This is a genomic window from Mesorhizobium australicum WSM2073 (assembly GCF_000230995.2).
Taxonomy (GTDB): Bacteria; Pseudomonadota; Alphaproteobacteria; order Rhizobiales; family Rhizobiaceae; genus Mesorhizobium; species Mesorhizobium australicum.
Window position 1 is genome coordinate 3,813,834 of sequence record NC_019973.1, and the last position, 15,999, is coordinate 3,829,832.

Annotated in this window: 15 protein-coding genes; 12 read left to right on the forward strand and 3 right to left on the reverse strand. The window is 63.1% G+C overall.

All coding sequences use genetic code 11. From position 1 onward, the window contains the following. Positions 1-27: 27 nt before the first annotated feature. The 3 genes from xth to erpA are packed head-to-tail and all read right to left on the reverse strand — an operon-like array spanning position 28 to position 1,580. Positions 28-825 (reverse strand): exodeoxyribonuclease III, encoded by a 798-nt coding sequence (gene xth, locus MESAU_RS18275; protein ID WP_015317524.1) that lies wholly within the window; start codon positions 823-825, stop codon positions 28-30. 7 nt (positions 826-832) lie between these two features. Continuing rightward, entirely contained in the window at positions 833-1,225 is a 393-nt protein-coding gene (locus tag MESAU_RS18280) for a VOC family protein (protein ID WP_015317525.1), read from the reverse strand. Positions 1,226-1,232: 7 nt separating this feature from the next. Next, positions 1,233-1,580, reverse strand: coding sequence for an iron-sulfur cluster insertion protein ErpA (gene erpA, locus MESAU_RS18285; RefSeq protein ID WP_015317526.1), 348 nt, complete (start codon positions 1,578-1,580; stop codon positions 1,233-1,235). 76 nt (positions 1,581-1,656) lie between these two features. Between erpA and MESAU_RS18290 the strand changes: the two genes are divergently transcribed. The 12 genes from MESAU_RS18290 to MESAU_RS18345 all read left to right on the forward strand — a co-directional run bounded on the left by MESAU_RS18290 (position 1,657) and on the right by MESAU_RS18345 (position 15,986). Then, on the forward strand, positions 1,657-2,871 hold the full coding sequence (locus tag MESAU_RS18290; RefSeq protein WP_015317527.1) for a deoxyguanosinetriphosphate triphosphohydrolase: 1,215 nt from the start codon (positions 1,657-1,659) through the stop codon (positions 2,869-2,871). 60 nt (positions 2,872-2,931) lie between these two features. Then, positions 2,932-4,689, forward strand: coding sequence for an arginine--tRNA ligase (gene argS, locus MESAU_RS18295; RefSeq protein WP_015317528.1), 1,758 nt, complete (start codon positions 2,932-2,934; stop codon positions 4,687-4,689). Between the two features lie 103 nt (positions 4,690-4,792). Next, positions 4,793-8,206 (forward strand): SPOR domain-containing protein, encoded by a 3,414-nt coding sequence (locus MESAU_RS18300; protein WP_015317529.1) that lies wholly within the window; start codon positions 4,793-4,795, stop codon positions 8,204-8,206. A gap of 242 nt (positions 8,207-8,448) precedes the next feature. Further along, positions 8,449-9,468 (forward strand): beta-N-acetylhexosaminidase, encoded by a 1,020-nt coding sequence (nagZ, locus tag MESAU_RS18305; RefSeq protein ID WP_015317530.1) that lies wholly within the window; start codon positions 8,449-8,451, stop codon positions 9,466-9,468. A gap of 62 nt (positions 9,469-9,530) precedes the next feature. Continuing rightward, positions 9,531-10,331: a segregation and condensation protein A gene (locus MESAU_RS18310; protein ID WP_015317531.1), complete on the forward strand. Its 801-nt coding sequence runs from the start codon at positions 9,531-9,533 to the stop codon at positions 10,329-10,331. Further along, positions 10,328-11,092: an SMC-Scp complex subunit ScpB gene (gene scpB, locus MESAU_RS18315; RefSeq protein ID WP_015317532.1), complete on the forward strand. Its 765-nt coding sequence runs from the start codon at positions 10,328-10,330 to the stop codon at positions 11,090-11,092. Before MESAU_RS18310 ends, scpB begins: the two co-directional genes overlap by 4 nt. A gap of 180 nt (positions 11,093-11,272) precedes the next feature. Then, positions 11,273-11,494, forward strand: a complete 222-nt coding sequence (locus MESAU_RS18320) for a twin-arginine translocase TatA/TatE family subunit (RefSeq protein WP_015317533.1) — start codon at positions 11,273-11,275, stop codon at positions 11,492-11,494. Positions 11,495-11,523: 29 nt separating this feature from the next. Beyond that, positions 11,524-12,294 carry a Sec-independent protein translocase protein TatB gene (gene tatB, locus MESAU_RS18325; protein WP_015317534.1) on the forward strand — a complete coding sequence of 257 codons (771 nt, stop codon included), beginning with the start codon at positions 11,524-11,526 and terminating at the stop codon, positions 12,292-12,294. Beyond that, positions 12,291-13,166, forward strand: coding sequence for a twin-arginine translocase subunit TatC (gene tatC / locus MESAU_RS18330; RefSeq protein ID WP_015317535.1), 876 nt, complete (start codon positions 12,291-12,293; stop codon positions 13,164-13,166). The genes tatB and tatC overlap by 4 nt, the downstream gene beginning before the upstream one ends. 101 nt (positions 13,167-13,267) lie before the next feature. Further along, entirely contained in the window at positions 13,268-14,572 is a 1,305-nt protein-coding gene (gene serS / locus MESAU_RS18335; protein WP_015317536.1) for a serine--tRNA ligase, read from the forward strand. Continuing rightward, positions 14,572-15,330, forward strand: coding sequence for a 5'/3'-nucleotidase SurE (gene surE / locus MESAU_RS18340; protein WP_015317537.1), 759 nt, complete (start codon positions 14,572-14,574; stop codon positions 15,328-15,330). The genes serS and surE overlap by 1 nt, the downstream gene beginning before the upstream one ends. Then, positions 15,327-15,986: a protein-L-isoaspartate(D-aspartate) O-methyltransferase gene (locus tag MESAU_RS18345; RefSeq protein WP_015317538.1), complete on the forward strand. Its 660-nt coding sequence runs from the start codon at positions 15,327-15,329 to the stop codon at positions 15,984-15,986. The genes surE and MESAU_RS18345 overlap by 4 nt, the downstream gene beginning before the upstream one ends. Positions 15,987-15,999: the final 13 nt, after the last annotated feature.

The following is a 15,999-nucleotide window of genomic DNA, read 5'->3' on the forward strand; positions in this document are numbered from 1 at the left end:
AATGTGGCGATATGAGGGTTTCTCTGGTTATCCGGCCGGCTGCAGCGCGAGGTTGATCGCTACCGGGACGTGATCGGACGGTTTTTCCCAGGCGCGCACATGTTTTTCGATCGAAGCCGATGAGAACCGGTTTGCGGCTTCCGGCGACAACAGCAGATGGTCGATGCGGATGCCGTTGTTCTTCTGCCAGGCGCCGGCCTGATAATCCCAGAACGTGTAGGTATCAGGCGCATCGGTGACCGCGCGCACCGCTTCGGTGAAGCCGAGGTTCAGCAGCCGGCGGAAGGCCTGCCGCGTCCGCGGCTGGAACAGCGCGTCGCCCAGCCAGTTCTCCGGAAACCGCGCGTCGATGGGCTCGGGGATGACATTGTAGTCGCCGGCCAGCACCAGCGCCTCTTCCAGCCTCAGGCGCTCCTGCGCCCACCGCTCCAGCCGCGCCATCCACGACAGCTTGTAGGGGAACTTCTTCTCGTCATCGATCGGGTTGCCGTTGGGCAGATAGAGCGAGGCGACACGAAGTGCGCCCTTGTCGGTGGAAAAAACACCCTCGATGAAACGGGCCTGCTCGTCGATGTCGTCGCCCGGCAGGCCCCTGATGACCTCGTCGAAAGGAAGCTTCGACAGCAGGGCGACACCGTTGAAGCCCTTCTGGCCATGGGTTTCGACATTATAGCCAAGCGCCTCGATCTCGGCACGCGGGAACTGCTCGTCGACCGTCTTGATCTCCTGCAGGCAGACGATGTCGGGCGCGCTCTCGGTCAGCCAATGGGTCAGGTTGCCGATGCGGGCGCGCACGCCGTTGATGTTCCAGGTGACGATTTTCATGACGGTCTCATTGTTCCTGCGGCGGGCGGCGTTCAACGAGTCCGATCGTATTGCCTGCCGGGTCCTTTATAAAGGCCATCCATTCGCTTTCCCCCGCCGGGCCGAACTGGCCCTCGGTGTCGCGATGGACGAGCGCCGGCGGCGCGGTGAAGGGAATGCCGGCTGCCTTGGCCTCGGCATAAAAGGCTTCGAGGCCTGACATGTCGAGATAGAGAGTGCCGGCCGGGATGCCGTCGGTGAACAACAGCCTGACATTGCCGGCCATGATGAAGGCAATGCCGGGCGGATCGTAGCGGGCATGAATGCTCATGCCGAGGACGTCGCGCCAAAAGACCAGCGTCGCGTCGAGGTCGCGACCGGCGGAGAGCGCAACCTGACGAACCGCGCCAGTAGCGGGCATCTCGGTCCTAGATGGAGAAGCTGGTGCCGCAGCCGCAGGAGGCGACCGCATTCGGGTTCCTGATCTGGAACGACTGTCCCATCAGATCGTCGACGAAATCGATCACCGAGCCACCCATATAGACCAGCGACAGATCGTCGATCAGCACCGTGGCGCCATTCTTCTCGATGGCGACGTCGTCGTCATTGCGTGTGTCGACCAGATCGAATTTGTAGGAAAAGCCGGAGCAGCCGCCACCTTCGACGGACACACGCAGCGCCGTCTTGCCGGCTTCGGCCGAAACAATCCTGGCGATCCGCTTGGCCGCGGCCTCGGTCATATCGACTTTCATGGCAGTCTTGGCATCCGCGCCCATGGGCGTCACCTTGCTTTCGGTTTCACATGATAGGTATGAAGCGCGACGGGGCAAGTCAACTGCGGCAGCATCAGCCATGACAAATGAGCTTGGCGACATCGGTTTTGGCTATCGGCCACGCGCGGCCTACGCCACGGATCCCGCACGTTCGCGCGGCCGGCTGTTCGACGAGGTGGAGAGTCCGACCCGCACACCGTTCCAGCGTGACCGCGACCGGATCATCCATTCGACGGCGTTTCGGCGGCTCAAGCACAAGACGCAGGTCTTCATCGCGCACGAAGGCGACCACTACCGCACAAGGCTGACCCATTCGATCGAGGTGGCGCAGATCGCACGTGCCCTGGCGCGGGCGCTGCGTGGCGACGAGGATCTCGCCGAAGCGGTGGCGCTGGTGCATGATTTCGGCCACACGCCTTTTGGCCACACAGGCGAGGACGCGCTGAACGAAAAGATGGCGGCGTGGGGCGGCTTCGACCACAACGCACAATCGCTGCGCATCGTGACCAGGCTGGAGGCGCGCTACGCTGAATTCGACGGGCTCAACCTGAGCTGGGAAACGCTGGAAGGCCTGGTCAAGCACAATGGTCCGCTCACCGACAGTAGCGGCCAAGGCCTGAAAGGGCCGGTACCGCAGGCGATCCGCGACTACTCGCAACTGCAGGATCTCGAGCTCGACCGGTTCGCCGGCATCGAAGCGCAGTGCGCGGCGATTGCCGACGACATTGCCTACAACACGCATGATATCGATGATGGGCTGAGGTCAGGGCTGCTGACGCTTGACATGCTGAAGGCCGTTTCGCTGCCTGGAACGATCCTGAAAGCTGTGCGCGAGCGCTATCCCAGGCTTGATGACGTGCGCACCGGCCACGAATTGATGCGGCGCCAGATCACGGCCATGGTCGAGGATGTGATCAAGTCGACCACCGCCAATCTGGAGCGGATCAGGCCGCTGAGCGCTGACGCGGTCAGGGCGGCGGGCGAAACGATGGTAACATTTTCGATCGAGATGGCGGAAGCCGAGAAGGAACTGAAGGCCTTCCTCTACAAGCACCTCTACCGGCACGAGGAGGTCATGCGGGTGCGTGCGGACGCCGAGCAGATCGTCCGGGACCTGTTCGACGTCTATTTCGCCAACCCGCGCGCCATGCCGGACGGCTGGCGCGAAGGGCTGGACCGCGCCGAGGATCGCATCAAAGCGCGCAGCGTCGCCGATTTCCTGGCCGGCATGACCGACACCTACGCGCTCAAGGAACACAGGCGTTTGTTTGACCGCACCCCGGATTTGAGCTAGGGCGGGCTCGATTTGCCGGCCAAAGGGCCGGATTCGTGATAAAGCCACCGAGCATACACCATGAACATCTTCGCCGATTTCACCGCGCGAGTCACAAAGGCTGTCGAAGCGCTAGACCTGAAGGACCAGGACGGCGTTTCGCCTGATCTGTCGCGCATCGCCGTCGAGCCGCCGCGCGACGCCAGCCATGGCGATCTCGCGACCAATGCGGCGATGGTGCTGGCCAAGCCAACCGGACAGAACCCGCGCGCGCTGGCCGAGAGATTGGCGGACGCCCTGCGGGCCGACCAGGATGTCGCCGCCGCCGAGGTCGCCGGTCCCGGCTTCGTCAATCTCAGGCTCCAGGACGGTTTCTGGCAGGCGCATCTATCGGCGCTTTTGGGCGAGGGTCCCAACTACGGCCGCTCGACGATCGGCGCCGGCCGCAAAACCAATGTCGAATATGTCTCGGCCAATCCGACCGGGCCGATGCATGTCGGCCATTGCCGGGGCGCCGTCGTCGGGGATGCGCTCGCCAACCTGATGGCGTTCGCCGGTTACGACGTGACCAAGGAATATGTCATCAACGACGCCGGCTCGCAGATCGACGTGCTAGGGCGCTCGGCGATGTTGCGCTATCGCGAGGCGCTTGGCGACGATGTTGGTGAGATTCCGGCAGGACTTTATCCCGGCGACTATCTGGTCTCCGTCGGCGAGGCTCTGGTCAGGGAGTTTGGCCGTTCCTTGCTGCAGATGCCTGATGACGAGGCATTGGCCATCGTCAAGGATCGCACCATAGATGCGATGATGGTGATGATCCGCGAGGACCTTGCACTGCTCAACGTGCATCACGACGTGTTCTTCTCCGAACGCACGCTGCATGCCGACAATGCCAGGAAGATCCGCTCGGCGATCAACGACCTGACGCTGAAGGGCCATATCTACAAGGGCAAGCTGCCGCCGCCCAAGGGCGAGAAGCCGGACGACTGGGAAGACCGCGAACAGACGCTGTTCCGTTCGACCGCCGTCGGCGACGACATGGATCGGGCGCTGGTCAAGTCCGACGGCTCGTTCACCTATTTCGCGGCCGACGTGGCTTATCTCAAGGACAAGGTCGACCGCGGCTTCGTCGACCTGATCTATGTTCTCGGCGCCGACCATGGCGGCTACGTCAAGCGCCTGGAAGCCCTGGCACGGGCCATTGCCGGCGACGACGTCAAGCTCACCGTTCTGCTGTGCAATCTCGTGAAGCTGTTTCGCGATGGCGAGCCGGTGCGGATGTCGAAGCGGTCCGGTGACTTCGTGACGCTGCGCGAGGTGGTGGAAGAAGTCGGACGCGATCCGATCCGCTTCATGATGCTTTATCGCAAGAACGATGCGCCGCTCGATTTCGATTTCGCCAAGGTGACCGAACAGTCCAAGGACAATCCGGTGTTTTACGTGCAGTACGCCTCGGCGCGCTGCCATTCGGTGTTCCGGCAGGCGAGCGAACAATTGGGCGAGGCGAATTTCGACCGCAACAGCCTGGCGGCAGCGTCAACGTCGTTGACCGACGAAGGTGAAATCGGCTTGATCAGGAAGCTTGCGGAATATCCGCGCCTGATCGAGTCCGCCGCTCTTGCGCTCGAGCCGCATCGGCTGGCATTTTATCTTTATGATCTGGCTTCCAGTTTCCATGGACACTGGAACCGGGGTACGGATAATCCGGACTTACGTTTTGTTAAGGTTAACGACCGACAATTGACGCATGCCAGACTAGGGCTGGTGCAGGCTGTTTCGGATGTTCTGACGTCCGGCCTGACGTTGATCGGGGCCGCCGCGCCCACCGAAATGCGTTAGGTTTGACTAAAAAACCTGTCACCTTTTGCCCACATTGCGCTGGTAAGGGCCAACCCTGCGCGACGTCCATGGCGTCCGAATGAGTGCGAGTTCGGGAACAATAATGGCAGACAGAACCCAGCTGAGAGTAGCCGACAACAACGACATCGCCGCCGATGATCCGTTCGCGGAACTGACCAGGATCATGGGATTCGACCCCCGCCAGCCGGTCAAGCCGCAGGCGCCGGCCGAGCCGAAAGCCATGGTCGCCGATCAGGCTGCGGGAGAGGGCGATTTCGACATCGATCTCGAGAAGGAACTTATGGGCGAATTCGACGCTGCCGACAGCGTCGTCGCTCCGCTTGTCGAGGCTCATGAGCCGGCATTCGAGCCGGTGGCAATCGATGTGTCGGATGACGATCTCGCGCTGTCGCTTGATGACGATTTTCACCTGGACATGGCTGAGGTCGATGACCGGACGGTGGCCGCCAGCCATGCCGGCGCCGCGGAAGCTGTGCCGTCCGTCGAGCCTGCCGTCGACATCGATTTCGACAATACCGTGGCCAGCTCGCTCGCAGACGTTTCGGCCTTCTACGACGATCTGCCGATGGAAGACGAGCTTGCCGCTTCCCTCGACCGGGATTTCCATATCGAGGACGAGGCCGCCGAGCCCCGGTATGCCGTTGAATCGCCGGTTGCAGAAGTGGCGGCAGCGGCCGAGCCGGCTTCCGATCAAGAATTCGACGATGCCGTTGCGATCTCGCTCGAGGACGAGCTGATGCTCGACGACCATTCGGCGGATCAGCGCCAAGTGGCTGCTGCCGAATATCCAGAGCCGGCGCCGGCCACCGCGGATGAGACCCAGTCGATCTCCGGCGAGGATTTCGTTGGTCAGTTCGACGATGCCATGGCCGATGTCGACGTGGATTTTGACGTTCAGGCCGACGAGCCAGAAGCTTTTGAGGAGCCGCGAGCACATGAGTTGCTTGCCGATGTCATCGGCACGAAGGACGAGGTTCCAGGCGCTGAAGCCATTTCGGATGACGCTTTCGACCTGGATTTGGACGAGGCGTTTGCCGAGCCCGCCGAAGAGCCAGCCGCCGAAATTGCCGCGGCTCCCGCGCAGCCGATGGCGGCAGCCATCGCGCCCCCAGTGCAGGCGCCCATCACGGACGAACGAAGCCTCGAAGACGAGTTGAACGCGCTTCTTGGCGCCATGACCGCGCGCACGCTGCCGTCGGCCAGGGAGCCGGCCATGGCTCAGCCGGTCGTGCCCCAGCCGGCCGCCGCGCCTGTTCAGCCGCCACTCGTCTCGACTGCAAAGGCCGCGGAGGAACCTGTCGATCTTGTTGGTGATCTCGACTGGGATCTCGATGAAGCAGCGTCCCAGGATGTGCATCAGTCCGGTTCCGACCAGGCCGCCGACGTTGACCTCGACGACCTGCTGCTCGACGAGCTTCAGGACCATGATTTCGGCTCGGAGACCGCTGAACAGGGCGAGGTCAATTTCGACAATGGCGCCATCGACGCCATCCGGGCCGAGGGCGTTGACCCGCATGAGGAAACAGCTTCCCTGCAGGATCAAGCCGATTCGCTCGATTGGCTGGCGGAACGCTCCGCGCCGTCGGAGCCGGCCCGTTCGTGGAGCCGCGTGACACCGGTTCCCCAACAGCCGGCATTTGCCGCGCAGCCTGCCGCCTCGATGGCGGCCTGGACGGCAGCACCGGAAACGGCCGCCGTGCCGTCCTACCGGCCGGCCGAGCCGGTTGCAGCCGCTCCCTACGTGGCTCCATCGGCACCGCAGGCGCAGCAGTCCTCGCGTTATGAAGAGATGCCCGATGTCGAGACGGTCGATGTGCCGGAGCGCGTCGTGGCGCTGGCCGACGATCTCGACATTCCAGAGTTGCATTTCGAAGACGATGAGCCGGTAGCATCCGGTTATGACGATCTCGACGCCGAATTCGCCAGCCTTCTGACTGAAATGAATTCGGTGGAGGTCGCGCCTGCTTCTGCCACTAGCGCCGCCTATGCGGACGAATCCTACAATGCCGGGTTCAATCCGGGATACGGCGCGGCCAATCCGGGATATGGCGACGCCAATCCGGGATATGACGCGGTCAATCCGGAATATGAAGAATCCAGGCCGACCTATCAGCCGGAAGCGCGGACCTATGCGGCACGGCCGGCGGAAATGCCTGCCCGCGCGGCGGCGGCCTCGACCTATGCCGATGCTGCTGAAGGCTTCGATGATCTGCCCGGCAGCCAGCCGATCTCGCAGGCGGACGATTTCACCGTCGATGAACTCGACTACGATCCCGAACTGGACGAAGCGATGTCGGTTCCGGGTCTCGGCGAGCGGGAAGCCGCCCGGTCGTCCGGCCGGCGCGGCCTCTTCATCGCGGCGATAGTCGGTGCCGTGGCGGTCGCGGGCGGTCTTGGCGCCTTTGCGCTGTCTTTCGGCGGCAAGGGCGGCAGTGAGGCTCCGGTGATCGTCAAGGCCGATAATTCACCGATCAAGATCAAGCCGGAAAATCCGGGCGGCACCGTGGTGCCGAACCAGGACAACAAGGTCTATGACGCGGTGGTCAAGGGCGCGAAGCCGGCCGAGCCGGTCCAGCAGAAGCTCGTCACCAACGCCGAGGAGCCGGTGGACGTGCAGGCGAAGGACCCGGCCCGCGCCGTCGATCTTTCTCCCGACCAGAACGCCGCCGCCGGCACGGATGGCGCAGGTGACGTCTCGACCGCTGGTGCGGCCCCCGCCAACATTGCGGCGCCCACGCCGAAGTCGGAGGATCGCATCGCGCAGGTCCTGCAGGAAGCCGACAAGGGCACCAGCAACGATGTCGTTGCCGTTGCGCCGCGCAAGGTTAGGACCATGGTGGTCAAGTCCGACGGCTCGCTGGTGGCGCGTGAGGATCCGGCACCGGCCGCACCCCAGGTCGCCGCGGCGGAGCCGACCGATCCGGCACCACAGCATGTGGCGCCTGCCGCGCAGGCCAATGCCGACCAGACTGGGGCCGACCAGACCGGTACCGCCCAGACTGGCACCGCCCAGACTGGCACCGCCCAGACTGGCACCGACCAGACTGGCACCGTGGCGCCCGCCGCCGCGCAGGCCGACGATGAGCCGGCTCTGAAGCCCGCGGCCAAGCCTGCCAAGGCGCAGTCGGCCAATACGCCAGCCAAGGTTGCAATCGCGCCGCAGCGTCCGTCCGACCAGCCGGTCGACGTGGTCGGCGAGGTCAAGCCAGATCAGGTCGCTTCCATCGATCCCGCCTCGACCGCGACCGGCAGCGGTTCGTGGTCGATGCAGATCGCTTCTCAGCCGACGGTAGAGAGTGCCCAGTCGACCTACCAGGACCTGCAGCGCCGCTACGGCAGCGTGCTCTCCGGCCGCACGGCCAACATCGTCAAGGCCGAGATCGCCGGCAAGGGCACGTTCTACCGCGTGCGCGTTCCGGCTCAGTCGCGCAACGATGCGATCAATTTGTGCACCAGCTACAAGACCGCGGGCGGCAACTGCTTCGTATCGCGCTAGAGCCGGATGATTTCAGGTCGAGTCGACCTGAAATCTGAATCCGTCTCTAAATCAAGAGATAGAGCATGTCGTCCGAAAACCGTTTCACACTTTTCGGCATCATGCTCTAGGCGTCGATCCAATCTCTCAAAGTCGGCGCGGCCGAAGGCCGCGCCGACTTTTTCATGTGGAAGCCTGTTTTGCAGCCGGCCATGCGGTCAGGGATGATTCCCTTTGACCGCGCGAAGCCCTAGACTCCTGAAATGACCGAATCAAAATCCATGATCCTCGGCTGTGCCGGGAAAACGCTCACCCGCGAAGAGATCCGTTTCTATCGCAATGAGTGCCCGTGGGCCTTCATCCTGTTTGCCCGCAACATCGGCGAGGCCGAGCAGATCCGCGATCTCGTCGCCGAGATGCGCGACTGCATCGGGCGCCCGGACGCGCTGGTGTTCATCGACCAGGAAGGCGGCAGGGTGCAGCGCCTGCGACCGCCGCTGGCGCCGAACTATCCGGCCGGTGGCGCGCTGGGGGCGCTTTGGCGCGACGATCACGACGCAGGCGCGCGGGCCGCCTGGTTGATGGCGCGGCTGCATGCCTTCGACCTCCTGCGCTACGGCATATCGGCGGATTGCCTGCCGGTGCTCGACGTCCCGATCGAAGGGGCCAGCGATGTCATCGGCGCGCGCGCCTATGGCAAGGATCCGCGTCCGGTCATCGAACTCGGCCGCGCCGCGGCCGAAGGCCTGATGGCGGGCGGCGTGCTGCCCGTGATGAAGCATGTTCCGGGGCACGGCCGGGCGTTTGCCGACACGCATTTCGAGCTGCCTGTCGTCGACGCCTCGCTCAGCGATCTGCAACGGCACGACTTTGCCCCGTTCCGCGAACTCAACCATCTGCCGATGGCGATGACCGCGCATGTCGTCTACAGCGCCATCGATCCCAAGAATCCGGCGACGACTTCCGGCAAGGTCATCGACGAGATCATCCGCCGCGAGATCGGCTTCGACGGGCTCTTGATGAGCGACGACACCTCGATGAAGGCACTTTCTGGGGATTTCCCGACAAAGGCCGCCTCGATCCTTGCGGCCGGCTGTGATCTGGTCCTTCACTGCAACGGCGTTTTCGAGGAGATGGCGGGGATCGCATCGCGCACCAAAGGGCTTGAAGGCAAGTCGCTGGAGCGCGCCAAGCGAGCAATGGCCTATATAAAGAAAAGCGACACGGTAGAAGAAACCGAGATACGCGCTGAATTCGCCACCTATTTCGACGCGGTGGCATAGCCAAGGGAAGTGACAGGGCAGTGGCGGAAGCATTGGAAAGCAAGGCTCCGAAGGCCGCACCGATGGATCGCCTGTGGGCCGAGAATGACGATTCACGCGTCACCGGCGATCCGTCGCTGGTCGTCGACGTGGCCGGCTTCGAGGGCCCGCTCGACCTTCTCCTGCATCTTGCCCGTACCCAGAAGGTCGATCTGGCGCGCATTTCGATCCTGGCACTGGTCGAGCAATATCTGACCTTTGTCGAGACGGCGAGGGCGCTGCGGCTCGAACTTGCCGCCGACTATCTGGTGATGGCGGCTTGGCTGGCCTTCCTCAAGTCGAAGCTGCTGATTCCCAAGCAGCCGGGCGAGGAGGGCGAAAGCGGTGAGGAACTGGCGGCGGTGCTGCAGTTCCGGCTGAAGCGGCTCGAAGCCATGCGCGACGCGTCTGCGCGTCTGGTCAACCGCAACCGGCTCGGTCGCGACGTGTTCGCGCGCGGCATGCCGGAAATGGTGATCATCGAGAAGCGCAACGCCTATTCGGCGTCGCTCTACGACTTGCTGACGGCCTATGCCCAGCAGCGGCAGAAGCAGGCGATCAACAACGTGACGATCGCCAGGCGCGGTGTCTGGTCGCTCAAGGACGCGCGCGACATCCTGACCCGCCTTGTCGGGGCTGTAAGCGACTGGACGACACTGGAAAGTTTCCTGATCGTGTACATGACAAGCCCCGAGGAAAGGCGCACGGCGATCGCCAGTTCCTTCGCGGCAACATTGGAACTGGTGCGCGACGGCACGATGGACGTGCGGCAGGATCAGACATTTGCCCCGATCTATTTGCGCGGCCGCACGCAAGCAATCAAGGCAGTCGAGGTGGCATCATGAGCGAACGCGCCAACGCTTCGGTTATCCCGTTCAAGGTCGAGGACGAGCCTGGGCAGGAGTGGTTCTCCGAGGATGTGGCCGAGCAGGTGCAGAACCCGGCCGAGCGTCTGCATATGGCGGAAGCCGTGCGCATGGCGGAGGCGATCGTGTTCGCCAGCGCCGAACCCGTCAGCGAAAAGCAGCTTGCCGCACGCCTTCCCGATGGCATCAATGTCGCGCTAGCCATGAGGGAGCTGCAGCAGATCTACGCCCGGCGCGGCGTCAATCTGGTGCGGGTTGGCGATGCCTGGGCCTTCCGAACCGCTGGCGACCTGGCTTTCCTGATGAGCCGCGATACGGTGCAGCAGCGCAAGCTGTCACGGGCGGCGCTCGAGGTGCTGGCGATCATAGCCTACCACCAGCCGGTGACGCGCGCCGAGATCGAGGACATCAGAGGTGTCGAAACCTCGAAGGGCACGCTCGACACGCTGCTCGAAACGGAATGGGTGCGCATGCGCGGCCGCCGCAAAACGCCCGGCCGCCCCGTCACCTATGGCACCACCGAAACCTTCCTCGACCATTTCGCACTCGAGGAAATCCGTGATCTTCCAGGCATGGAGGAACTGAAAGGCGCCGGCCTGCTTTCGGGCCGCATGCCGTCGAATTTCTCCATCCCGCAACCGCCGGCCGATCCCGACGCGCTGACCGAGGACGAGGATCCGCTGACCGACATCGACCTCGAGGAGCTCGGTCTGCTGACGCCGCGCGTCACGGAAGATTGACCACGAGCGCCTTTCAAAAGCTGCTTTCCGGCTTTACATGCGCCGTTTGGTAGCGGGCCGCATCGCCGAAAATGCGTGACATCCGTCGGCCTTTCATAAACTCTGTCGCGGTTGTGTTTGAATCCCAAAGCGAAAACGCATAGATCATCGCCAGGGAAAACATTCGAGAGAGATTTGGCTATGGGTTCATTTTCGATTTGGCACTGGATGATCGTGCTGGTGATCGTGCTGCTGGTGTTCGGCCGCGGCAAGATTCCCGAGCTGATGGGTGACATGGCCAAGGGCATCAAGAGCTTCAAGAAAGGCATGGCCGACGACGACGTTGCCGACGACAAGCGCACCGTCGAACACCGTGCCGATGAGACCGTTTCGGCCGCGAAGGAAAAGGCCAGCAAGAGCTGAGCCAAAAGTTCTAGTCGGAACAGATTGCCATGTTTGAAGTCGGCTGGACCGAAATGCTGGTGATCGCGATCGTCATGATCGTGGTCGTCGGGCCCAAGGATTTGCCCAACATGCTGCGCACATTCGGCCGCACGACGGCGAAGTTGCGCGCCATGGCCGCCGATTTCCAGAAGCAATTCAACGAGGCCTTGAAGGAAGCCGAGCTCGACGACGTCAAGAAGTCGGTCGACGAACTCCGGGGTCTCAGCCCAGTCGCCGAGATCAAGAAGCAGCTCAATCCGTTCGAGCAGGCGGCAGCCGATGTGCGCGCCGGCGTCGACGCGGCGATGAAGCCGAAGCCGGCCGCCGCCGATCCATCGGCCCCTGCCGCGGCGACGCCACAGGCGGCCGAGCCGTTGAAGAACGGTGCAACGACCATGCCTGGCGTCAATGGCCCGGAAGTCACGACCCCAGCATCGATGTTCCCGGCGATGACCGATGAATCGGTGGTGGCGGCTTCCACGGAACCGAAGGCATCCAAGAAAACCGCCAAGGCGGTGCCGGCTTCAAAAGCGCCATCCATTAAGGTGGTGGCGGCAAAAGCCTCACCCGCGGGGGCGGCAAAAACCGCACCCACGCCCAAGGCGTCGACAAAGGCCACGACAGCGGCAGTTCCTGAAACCGCGGCTGTGACGAAGCCTGCCGTCGCCAAGGCGCCTGCAGCCAAGGCGCCTGCTGCCAAGGCGCCTGCGAAAACCGAACCGAAACCTGCTGGGGCCAAGAAGCCGGTAGCCAAAAAGACGGCTGGAGCCGCCAAGTGAGCGTTTCGGACAAGGAAAAGGACGAGATCGAAAAATCGTCGGCGCCTCTGATGGAGCATCTGATCGAGCTGCGCAGGCGGTTGATCTGGTCTCTCGGTGGCTTCTTCGTTGCCTTCCTGGTTTGCTTCTTCTTTGCCAAGAGGCTGTTCAACCTTCTGGTTGTCCCCTTCAAGTGGGCGACGAAATGGGCAGGGCTGGACCCGCACAAGGTCGAGCTGATCTATACCGCGCCGCAGGAATTCTTCTTCACGCAGGTCAAGCTCGCCATGTTCGGCGGCATGGTCATCGCCTTTCCGCTGATCGCCACGCAGATCTACAAATTCATTGCGCCTGGGCTCTACAAGAACGAGCGCAATGCCTTCCTGCCGTTCCTGATCGCATCGCCCATCCTGTTCCTGATGGGCGCCTCGCTGGTCTATTTCTTCTTCACGCCGATGGTGATGTGGTTCTTCCTCGCCATGCAGCAGGTCGGCACCGATGACCAGGTACAGATTTCGCTGCTGCCGAAAGTGTCGGAATATCTCAGCCTGATCATGACGTTGATCTTCTCCTTCGGCCTGGTGTTCCAGCTGCCGGTGGTAACCAGCCTGATGACGCGCGTCGGCATGCTGTCGTCCAAGGCGCTGGCCGAAAAACGCAAATGGGCGATCGTCATCGCCTTCATCGTTGCCGCGGTGCTGACACCTCCGGATCCGATGAGCCAGATCGGCTTGGCCATTCCGACCATCCTTCTCTACGAGGTTTCCATCTGGGCCGCGCGGTGGATCGAGCGCGACCAGGAGAAACAGCGGCTTGCGCGCGAGAAGCAGGAAGCCGGCGAGACCGTGGCCGGCAAGGCGCCGGACGAGCCGCCAGCGCCGGCGGCCTCGTAGGGCATCGGCGGCGGCGGAAAACGACAACCGCCGCCCGGCCCATCTTGCATCGATCAAGGATGCGGTTTACGCCCCTCAAACCTAGCTTGAGGACGGACACCATGCTTGACATCAAATGGATTCGCGACAACCCGAAGGCCCTTGTCGAGGCGCTCACCAAGCGCTCGTGGTCGGCGGATGAGGCGCAGTCCACGGTCGACGGGCTGATCGCCAAGGACGAGGCGCGGCGCGAACATGTCACCGAGCTGCAGACCAGGCAGGAGCGCCGCAACGCCGCCTCGAAGGAGATCGGCAACGCCATGCGTTCGGGCGATGCCGCCCTTGCCGAGAAACTCAAGGCCGAAGTCGGCGAGATCAAGACCTTCATCCAGAACGGCGAGGCGCGCGAGCGCGAGCTTGACAAGGCGCTGAACGATGCGCTGGCGGTGCTGCCGAATGTGCCGTTCGGCGACGTGCCGGTCGGCAAGGACGAGCACGACAATGTCGTCAAGCATGTCGTCGGCAAGGTGCCGACACGGCCGAACTGGGTGAAGGAGCATTTCGAGATCGGCGAAGCGCTCGGCATGATGGATTTCGAGCGCGCGGCGAAACTGTCGGGATCGCGCTTCACCGTGCTCAGGAGTGGTCTGGCGCGGATGGAACGCGCCATCGGCCAGTTCATGCTCGACCTGCACACGACGGAGCATGGCTATGAGGAAGTGATCCCGCCGCTGATGGTGAAGGACGACGTTCTGTTCGGCACCAACCAGTTGCCGAAGTTCGAGGAGGATCTGTTCTTCACGCCACATGGAGAGGGCAGGCTTGGCCTGATCCCGACCGCCGAAGTGCCGCTCACCAACCTCGTGCGCGAAGAAATCACGGCGCATGAAAAGCTGCCGCTGCGCTTCACGGCGCTGACGCCCTGCTTTCGTTCCGAGGCAGGCTCGGCGGGACGCGATACGCGCGGCATGCTGCGCCAGCATCAATTCTACAAGGTCGAGCTGGTCTCGATCACCGACCAGGAATCCTCACTCGCCGAGCATGAGCGGATGACACAATGCGCCGAGGAAGTCTTGAAGCGGCTTGAGCTGCCGTTCCGGACTATGGTGCTCTGCACCGGCGACATGGGTTTTGGCGCGCGCAAGACCTATGACATCGAGGTCTGGTTGCCCGGCCAGAACGCCTATCGCGAAATCTCGTCCTGCTCTGTCTGCGGCGATTTCCAGGCGCGCCGTATGGATGCCCGTTACAAGGACAAGGATGGTAAGGGCAACCGCTTCGTCCATACGCTGAACGGTTCGGGCACCGCTGTCGGCCGCGCGCTCATAGCTGTCATCGAAAACTATCAGAATGAGGATGGCAGCGTAACCATTCCTGAAGTGCTGCGGCCTTACATGGGTGGGCTGGAAAAGATCGAATCGAAATAATGCGCATTCTTCTGACCAATGACGACGGCATTCATGCCGAGGGCCTGGCGTCGCTCGAGCGCGTCGCCCGCACCCTGTCCGACGATGTCTGGGTGGTGGCGCCGGAACAGGACCAGTCGGGCTATGCGCATTCGCTGTCGATTTCGGAGCCGCTGCGGTTGCGGAAAATCGGCGAAAGGCATTTTGCCGTGCGCGGCACGCCAACCGATTGCGTCATCATGGGCGTCAAGAAGATCCTGCCCGGTGCGCCCGACCTGATCCTGTCCGGTATCAATTCGGGCGCCAACATCGCCGACGACGTCACCTATTCCGGTACCGTCGCCGGCGCCATGGAAGGCGCGCTGCTCGGCATCCGGTCGATAGCGCTCAGCCAGGGCTACAGCACTGTCGGCGAGGATCGCGTCGTCCCCTATGAGACCACCGAAGCGCTGGCGCCGGCACTGCTGAAGAAGCTCGTCGCGACGCCGCTGCCGGACGGCGTCCTGCTCAACGTCAATTTTCCCAACTGCCTTCCCGAGGAAGTGGCCGGCACGGTGGTCACCACGCAGGGCAAGCTGGTGCACAGCCTGTGGGTCGACGAGCGCCGCGACGGGCGCGGCCTGCCTTATTACTGGCTGCGCTTCGGCCGCGAGCCGGTCGAGGGCAAGCAGGGCACCGATCTCTTTGCCCTGCGCAACAGGCTGGTGTCGGTGACGCCGCTGCAGCTTGACCTTACCGCGCATGAGATCCGTGACCAGCTGAGCAAGGCGCTTGCATGAATCAGGGCTTTCCAATCGATGATCGCGAAGGATTTGCCGCTTTCCTGCTGCGCCTGCGCGGCAGGGGAACGGTGCCGAAGGCGCTGATCGCGGCTTTCGAGGCAACGCCGCGACGCGGCTTCCTGGCAGCGCAATACCACCAGATCGCCTGGTCGGACCGCATGCTGCCGATCGAATGCGGCGAAGCGATCGAAGGGGCGGATCTGCAGGCGGCGGTGATCGCCGCATTGGCCATTGAAACGGGAAACCGCGTGCTCGAGATCGGCACCGGTTCCGGCTACACATCGGCTGTCATGTCGCGGCTGGCGGCGCGGATCGTGACCGTGGATCGGTACAAGACGCTGGTCGAGCAAGCCAGGCAGCGTTTCGAGGCACTCGGCATAGGCAATGCCATCGTGCGGCAGGCCGATGGTTCCAACGGATTGCCCAATGAAGGGCCGTTTGACCGCATCGTCGCCTGGGCTGCATTCGACAGTTTGCCGCGCTTCCTGCTCGACCAATTGTCGAGCGGCGGCATCGTCATCGCGCCGATCGGGCCGGAGGAGGGCGAGCAGGTGCTGGCCAAGCTCACCAAGGTCGGCAGCCGTTTCGAGCGCGAGGATATCGGCCTCGTGCGGCTGCAGCCGATCCTGCGAAGCATTGCAGCGGTTATCTAGTTTCCGGCCGGCC